Here is a 6,081-nt window from a genome sequence, read left to right on the forward strand (position 1 = left end):
AAACATTGGGTCCAATCCGGACCTATTAACCCTTTGTTAACTGATGCTTACGTCCGGCGGCCTTCGCGCAGCCATGCTGCAAGGATCAGACCGGATGCCAAGAGCAGCACAAGCCAGCCCGGCAGCATCGGCGTCTGTGTCACGTCCAATGTCTCGAATGCCTCGCGCGGGGTAATGCCAAGCCAACCGCGCCCGGCCGCGGGGCGGCCTTCGCCGACCGCACGGATGCTGGGCACACCGTCCTCCAGCCGCCTGACGCCACCGCCCGTTCCGTCAACTGTCGCCTCGAGAACTTCACCGCTGGCGATGGTCTGTTCGAATTCGCGCGGAGCCGCAGGGCCAAGGCCGACCACGGCCTCCTGATCGCCCTCTGCCAAGCGGTAGAGGCCAATCTCCGGCCCGGTATAGAGCGCCTCGAACCGACCGGGTGTCACCTCGTCCAGCATGATTTCTTCTTCGGTGCCATCGGGGCGTGTGACGGTGACTGTGCCGATGGTCTCATCCAAGGTGCGGCGGATGATGCGCATGGTCTGCCCGGTGGGTTCGGCCCAAAGCGCCTCTTCCTCAAGCTCGGGTTCCTTCATCATCCAGTGGGCCAGACGGCGCAGCAGGTCGAGCTGTGGCCCGCCCCCTTCAAAGCCGCGCGACCAGAGCCAGGCGTGATCCGACGCGATCAGCGCAACACGGCCTTCGCCGACCCTGTCCAGAACGAGAAGCGGTCTGTCATCGACCCCGGTCATAAGCACGTCGCCGCCGACGGGTTCGACCTCGATCTGGCGCATCCAGCGACCCCATGTCTCGGCTCCGGCCAGTCCGGATGTCACCGGGTGGCGGTCGCCCAGATCCGAGATCGCAGGACGGTAGCCGCGTTCGATCACGCGGGCGGTGGGTTCGGCGGGAATGATGCTGGCCAAGGGCGAGCGATAGATGCTGTCCGCGCTGGCAAAATCGGGTCCGGCCGCGATCAACACAGCGCCACCGGATTGCACGTAGTTCGCGACGTTGTCGAGATAAATGGCCGGCAGGATGCCGCGCCGCTTGTAGCGGTCAAAGATGATAAGGTCGAAATCCTCGATCTTCTCAAGGAAAAGCTCGCGGGTGGGGAAGGCGATCAGCGACAGTTCGGTCACCGGCACACCGTCCTGCTTCTCGGGCGGGCGCAGGATGGTGAAGTGCACGAGGTCCACCGAGCTGTCGGATTTCAGCAGGTTGCGCCATGTCCGGCCCCCCGCATGGGGTTCGCCACTGACGAGCAGCACGCGCAGGCGGTCGCGCACGCCATTGATCTGAACTAGTGCGGTGTTGTTGCGGTCGGTGAGTTCGTCCTCTGCGGTGGGGACGGTGAACTGGATCACGTTCAGCCCGCCATGGGGCAGGGTGATCGGCAGTTCGATGTCTTCGCCAATGGGCATGTCAAAGCGCTGCGGCTCTTGCCCGTCGACGGAAATGTCGATCACGGTGGACGCGGCCTGCGGTGCGGCGCCATCATCCTCGACCCGCAGGGTCAGCGTCACGGGTTCGCCAAGGATGGCAAAGGCAGGCGCGTTCTTGACGATCAGGCGGCGGTCCCAGTCGGTTTCCTTACCGGTGAGAAGAAGGTGCAGCGGCGCGGGCAGGTCGGGGGTGCGTTCCAGATCGTGGACCCGCCCGTCACTGAGCAGGAAGATGCCCGCGATGCGTCCGCGCGGTTCTTCGGCCAGCGCGTCCGAAACCGCAGACATGAGCAGCGTCCCGGTGTCACCTTCTCCGTCGCCGACCTCGATGCGGCGGATTTCGGTGTTCTCGCGGGCGTTCAGCTGCGCGGCCAGTGATACCGCGGCATTCGTGGTGCTGTTGAGGCGATCGCCCAGCGACTGGCTTGCGCTTTTGTCCTCGACGATAAGAACGATGTTGGACAGCGGCGCGCGGTCTTCGACCTGATAGGACGGTTGAGCAAGCGCACCCAGCACGACAAGCGCCGCCAGCGCCCTGAGCGCCCATCCCTGCAGTCCGCGCCACAGCGCGAGGGCTATTCCAAGGGCTGCAAGGGTCGCCAGAACGGCAATGAACACCCACGGGAGAAGGGGATCAAAGACAATGCTGCCGGTCATCAATTGCCCAATCTATCAAGAAGCGCAGGCACGTGAACCTGATCGGATTTATAGTTTCCGGTCAGCACGTGCATGACCAGATTGACCCCAAAGCGATAGGCGATCTCGCGCTGGCGTTCGCCGGAATAGCCGCTACCGATGGGAAACATCGGGTTGCCGCGCGCGTCCATCGCCCAGGCTGCGGCCCAGTCGTTGCCGCCGATGATCACGGGGGTGACGTTGTCGTTCAGGTTGCGGAAGGGCATGCCTTCGACCAGTTCGGCATCAGGCGGCGAGGCCTCCACCCAGACATCGGTGCTGTTGTGGCGGCCGGGGAAATCCTGAAGCAGGTAGAACGTGCGGGTGAGCACATGGTCCTGCGGCAGTGGCTCCAACGGCGGAATGTCGAGCGGCGCGGCCAGCTGTTGCAGCTTGCGGCCATTCGGGCTGCCGGTGCCGAAACGGGCGATGTCGGCATCGCGGGTGTCGAACATGATCATCCCGCCGGACCGCAGATAGGTGTTCAGCTTGGCATAGGCTTCGGCGGAGGGGGTTGGTTGGTTGGGAGTGATCGGCCAGTAGAGGAACGGGAAGAACGCCAGCTCATCGGTTTCGAGGTTAACCGCGACCGGATCTGCCGGTTCGACCGAGGTGCGGAAGAACAGGGTTTCCGAAAGGCCCACAAGGCCCGCTTGGGCGGTGCGGTCCAGCGCCTCGTCGCCCGTAATGACATGGGCAAAAGCGACCTCGGCCGTGGCCGCAAGGGCGAACAGGTCGTCTGAGGATTGCGCCTGTGCCGGGGTGGCCGGCATCAGCAGCACCGCAAGCACTACGCTTGCCGCCGTTGTGGCGCGGGGTCCGGAAAGGCGACCCGACAGGAACAGCGAAGCGATGATGTCCGCCAGCAAGAGCGCGAGGGAAAGCGCGAGGAGCCATCCCGCAAGCGGCGTTTCCTCGGATTGGGCAAGTCCTTCGACGGTGACATCCGAGGGCCAGCTTGCCGGGGTCAGCGTGTCATCGGTGCTTAGAACATTGCGGGCCAATGCACGGTCCTGGCTTTGGTAAAGGCCGGGGCGCAGGTCGGGACCGAGGGCTGCCTCGACAAGAGCTTCGCCAGAGACACCCTGAAGGGTGCTGCCATCAGTCAGAGAGCCGAACGCATCAAGCACGAGGTTCGGCTGCCAGATCGTTCCGGCAAGCTCTTCCGCGCTGGGTGTTGCACCACTTCCTGCAGCGATGGCCAGACGTTCGAGCATCTGCACGAAGAGACCGGACAGCGGCAGGGACGACCATTCGGCATTCGCAGTAACGTGGAACAGGATGATCTGACCCTGACCAACCGCCTTGCGCGTGACCAGCGGCGTGCCATCGGTGAGTTGCGCGATCACGCGTTCTGCCAAGGCGGGATCGGGCTGCGCCATGACCTGCGCGGTGACGGTCACATCGGCGGGCACGGGCAGGCCAAAGAACGGACTGTCCTCGCCGAATTCGGCCAGCGATTTCGGCTCTCCCCAGCTCATGGCACCACCAACGCTGCGGCCACCGGCGCGCAGGCGTACGGGCAGAAGGGGGTCTTCGGCCTCTCGGCTGATGTCGCTTGCGGCCAGACGCGGCCCGGCAAAGCGCAGGAGGATGCCGCCATTGTCGAGCCATTCCAGCAGCGCCTCTTCCTCGGCCGCGCCAACGTTGGCCACATCAGCGAGGGCGATCACATCAGGATTGGCCGGGATCATGTCCATCAACGCGCCGGTCAGCAGGTCCGCGCTGGGTTCCAGCGCTTTTTCAAGGTAATGCAGCGGCGACAGCAGTTGCAGGCCCTCCCGATCCTCACGACCAGCCATCAACGCCACTTCGCGGCGGCGCAGGCTGTCATCGGGCAGGGTGGTGGCACCCGCGCTGCGGTTGCCTTCGATCTCGAACCGGTTGATCCGCGCGCGCAGTTCCGAGGGCAGGGCCAGCGCGGTTTCGGTTGTCGTGGCGTCCGCATCGAACGTGGCCGTCGCCCGCGCCAGAACCGCCGGATTGCCAGCAGGGTCCCGGCCCTGGGCCAGGATCGTGACCTCGCGCGCGGCACCCGATTGGGCGCGAAGGGCGGTCAGAACGATATTGCCGTCTTCAAATCGTGCGGGGGCAAGGCCGAGAATGCTTTGTCCGGCCTGAAACACCGTCACGGTCCCACGGTCTTCGAGCGCGGACAGAAGCGTTTCGCGTCCGTCATGGTCAAGCCCGTCGGACATCCAGTAGGTGTCGAAATCGCCCTCTGGCAAAAGCTCAACCGCTCGTGCGATCTGGGCCTCGCCCGGTTCCCATGGTTCCGGTGTCAGTCCAACCAGTCGCGTGCGCAGGTCGTCTGCAGTCTGGAACGTTGTGGGTTCGGGTGATGTCAGTTTGAGAAGCGCGACGCGACGATCGTCGCGGGCGGCTTGTGCCAGAAGGCCATCAAGAGCCTGCGTGCGGGCGCGCCAGCTTGCGGCACTGGCCCAGGACGCGTCCATGACCACCAAGAGCGGGCCGTCATTCGCCACGATATCGTCGGTCTGCGGGTTCAGGATCGGGCCCGCCAGCCCGATGATGATCGCAGCCACCGCCAGCATGCGCAGCAAGAGCAGCCACCAAGGGGTGCGGTCACTGACCTGATCGTCGTCCTTGAGGCCAAGCAGCAGGACAACACCGGGGAACATGCGGCGGATCGGGGCAGGCGGCACGGCGCGCAGGATCAGCCAAAGGATCGGCAGCGCCAGAAGCGTCAGCAAAAGCCAGGGGGTCGCAAATCCGATGCCAAATAGCGTCATCCGTGAGCCCCATCCATAGCCCGGTAAATCCAGAGAAGCGCCGATTGCGCACTCTCGCTTGTGTGGTGGCAAAGGTATTGCCAGCCGGTTAACCGCGACAGGCGGTCGAGCCGGTCTTTCCGTTCGGCAAGCCGGTCCAGATAGCGGGTCCGCAGATCGCCCGCCTTGAGCGTTTCATGCACGATCCCGCCGCCAACGCTTTGAAAGATCGTGCGCCCGTCGAAAGGAAAGCTTTCTTCGCTGGGGTCGAGAATCTGAACAAGCGCACCGCGTACACCGCGATCTGCCGCCTTGGTCAGGGCGGCCTCAACAGGCTCAGGATCACCCAGGAAATCGGAAAAGAAGATCGCCCGCGACTGCGGGATCATGCCGCGCGCTTCTGGTTCGGAATAATCGTCCCCGTGGTCGACCGACAACATATGCGCAAGCCGCGTGCTCTGCGCCTGCCCCCGCCGGGGTGGCAGGTCGAAACCGGTGAGACCCACACGTTCGCCGCCACGAATGAGAAGGATCGCACTGGCCAGCGCCAGAGTGCGGGCGCGGTCGGCTTTGGTCGGCAGGTTGGCGTCGGATGCAAACCGCATGGACGCCGCCTGATCCACCCAGAGGATGACGCTTTGTGCAATCTGCCATTCACGTTCGCGCACGAATTGCGTGTCGCTGCGGGCCGAGCGCCGCCAGTCGATGTCGCGCAGGGCGTCGCCCTGCTGCATGGGCCGGTATTGCCAGAAATCATCGCCCAATCCGGACCTGCGCCGCCCGTGTTCACCCAAAAGAACGGTTCCGGCCAAGTGCTCTGCCCGCGCCAGAAGCGCGGGAAGCTTGGCGGCTTCCTCTTCCGAGCGTTGACGAAGGGCAGCGACGTTTGTCACGCAGCAGCCTCGGTTGCCATCATGCGGTGGGCCACATCGTCGATCAGGCTGCCAAGATCTTCGCCGCGCGCACGGGCCGAGAAGGTCAGCGCCATCCGATGGGTCAGAACCGGGCGGGCCATATTGATGACGTCCTCGGGCGACGGGGCCAGACGCCCTTGCAGAAGGGCACGCGCCCGAACGGTCAACATCAGCGCCTGCGCCGCGCGCGGGCCAGGCCCCCATGCGACGGTGTCCTTGACGCGGTCACCGGCCAGCGGGTCATGCGGACGGAAGGCACGCATAAGATCGAGGATCATTTCGACCACGGCATCGCCAACGGGCATGCGGCGGAGAAGCTTCTGCGCG

3 protein-coding genes and 1 pseudogene are annotated in these 6,081 nt (G+C 64.6%); all 4 read right to left on the reverse strand.

Translation table 11 applies throughout. From position 1 onward, the window contains the following. Window positions 1-47: 47 nt before the first annotated feature. The gene (locus JJ869_RS08670) at window positions 48-2,090 is read right to left on the reverse strand and encodes a hypothetical protein (protein WP_292266177.1); all 2,043 of its coding nucleotides are present in this window, start codon (window positions 2,088-2,090) and stop codon (window positions 48-50) included. Continuing rightward, window positions 2,090-4,861 carry a DUF4159 domain-containing protein gene (locus JJ869_RS08675; protein WP_292266179.1) on the reverse strand — a complete coding sequence of 924 codons (2,772 nt, stop codon included), beginning with the start codon at window positions 4,859-4,861 and terminating at the stop codon, window positions 2,090-2,092. Before JJ869_RS08675 ends, JJ869_RS08670 begins: the two co-directional genes overlap by 1 nt. Next, window positions 4,858-5,733 (reverse strand): DUF58 domain-containing protein, encoded by an 876-nt coding sequence (locus JJ869_RS08680; protein WP_292266181.1) that lies wholly within the window; start codon window positions 5,731-5,733, stop codon window positions 4,858-4,860. The genes JJ869_RS08675 and JJ869_RS08680 overlap by 4 nt, the downstream gene beginning before the upstream one ends. After that, window positions 5,730-6,081: pseudogene (locus tag JJ869_RS08685) on the reverse strand (AAA family ATPase); the annotation flags it as partial. The pseudogene JJ869_RS08685 and the gene JJ869_RS08680, both read right to left, overlap by 4 nt.

The sequence above is a fragment of the Marivita sp. genome (assembly GCF_017643905.1).
GTDB lineage: Bacteria > Pseudomonadota > Alphaproteobacteria > Rhodobacterales > Rhodobacteraceae > Marivita.